At 58.8% G+C, this 1,964-nt stretch carries 1 protein-coding gene and 1 pseudogene (1 of these 2 running past the window's edge); both read right to left on the bottom strand.

What is annotated here, in order from left to right:
• Positions 1–1,544: pseudogene (locus tag GTN70_03730) on the bottom strand (sodium-translocating pyrophosphatase) (it extends 404 nt beyond the left edge of the window).
• A 138-nt stretch (positions 1,545–1,682) separates the two neighbouring features.
• Positions 1,683–1,964: ABC transporter permease (locus GTN70_03725; GenBank protein NIO16098.1), on the bottom strand; the 282-nt coding region annotated here is incomplete at its 5' end.

Raw genomic sequence — 1,964 nt, 5'->3', positions numbered from 1 at the left:
ATCTCAACGACCATCTGTCCCGCAGCCCTGCCGACGGCCTCCATCGTCAGCGCGGCGATGAGGAACGGCATCATGGCACCCAGGAGCAGGCCGATGATGGTGGTGGAGTTCGTCAAGTCGATCTTTTCCAGGCCCACCGTCTTCTGGTAGGCGGAGAAAAGCGCCAGGGCCGTCAGGGCAGCCGAACCGATGGCAAACCCCTTGCCGATGGCCGCCGTTGTGTTCCCCAGGGCATCGAGGCGATCGGTGATCTTTCTTATCTCGGGGCCGGCGCCGCTCATCTCCGCGATGCCGCCGGCGTTGTCGGCAATCGGCCCGTAGGAGTCGGTGGACATCACGATCCCTATCGTCGCCAGCATACCCACGCCGGAAAGGGCTATCCCGTAGAGCCCCGCAACCGCGTAAGCGACGTATATGGCCAGTGCGAGCGTCAGCACGGGGAGAATCGTGCTCTTGAACCCAACGGCAATACCGGTGATGATGTTGGTGGCAGGCCCCGACTCGCTCGCCTCTGCAATCCTCTTGATGGGGGCCATGGAGGTGTAGTACTCACTCTCCACGCCGATCAAAACGCCGCAGATCATGCCGGCGAGAACAGCGAAGAACGGACCGACGATCCCCACCAATGCCTTCACGGAGAGGAACGCGCCGATGATGAAGACGACGCCGCTCACGTACGTTGCGTTTCGAAGAGCCGTCTGGGGATCCATCTTTTTGAGGATGTTCATCGAAAAGACCCCGATGATAGAGGATATCAAACCGACGGCGATGAGAACGAGGGGCAGGGACATGAATTTCAGCGGTTCCGACATTACGGCGCCCAGCGCCATAGCCGCGATGACGGACCCCACGTAGGATTCGAAGAGGTCGGCCCCCATCCCGGCCGTGTCTCCCACGTTATCGCCCACGTTGTCGGCGATGACACCCGGGTTCCGCGGGTCGTCCTCGGGAATCCCCGCCTCGATTTTCCCGACGAGATCGGCGCCCACATCGGCGCTCTTCGTGTAGATCCCCCCGCCCACACGGGCAAACAGGGCGATGCTCGACGCGCCCATGGCGAAGCCGTTGATGATGAGGGGCGCTCTCACGGGATCCTCCTTCATGAAGTAAAACCAGATGCCGAGCCCGATCACCCCCAGGGAAGCGACGCAGAGCCCCATAACAGAGCCCCCCAGGAAGGAGATAAAGAGGGCAAGGGGTGTCCCGCCGTCTTTCGCCCCCTGGCAGGCACGGGAGCTGGTCCTCGTAGCCGCCTCCATGCCGAACCAGCCTGCAAGCATCGAACAGAGCGCACCCGAAAGATAGGCGACGCCTGTCAGCACGCTCAGCGTCGAGGCAAGGGCGATGAAGACGACCACCATGAAACCTGCGATAATGGTGTACTCGCGCTTCAGAAAAATCATCGCCCCCAGGTGAATCTTATCGGCGATGACTACCATCTTCTCGTTCCCCGGGTCGAATTTCATGACCGAAAAGTAGTTCACGACGGCGATGATCATACCCAGAACGCCGAGAAGGGGAATCAACAGAAAGATCGTGTTCATCTCGTACCCCCACGTTTTTCGTATTTATTAAAAAAACAAAGGCTTTCTCAATTGGCTTAAACGTAAAATTGTTATAACGATAAGGCCTTGGTTGTCAAGTGTAAAAATCGCTCATCTCCTTCCGGGGAGCGGAAAAACTCAGCGGATCAGCCTCCGCCTCATGAAGAAAAGCGAGAGGAAGAAAAGGATGGTGAAGGCAAGGCCCATGTATGCCACGTACCGTACCGATAGCAGACCGTATTGTCCCGACGACAGCGCCCTCGACAGCCTCGTCAGGTGGGTGAGGGGAAAGACGGCCGAAACCTTCTGCGCCCAGAGAGGCAGGTTCGTCACCGGGAAGAAGGTGTCACCGAAGAGAAACATGGGGGTTACGATGAGAAAAACGGGGAGGTTGAACATGTCGATCGTGGGGAGCACGGC

It is taken from the genome of Deltaproteobacteria bacterium, assembly GCA_011773515.1.
Taxonomy (GTDB): domain Bacteria; phylum Desulfobacterota; class Deferrimicrobia; order J040; family J040; genus WVXK01.
The sequence above is the reverse complement of the archived record's forward strand: the minus strand, read 5'-3'. Positions and strand labels throughout refer to the sequence as shown.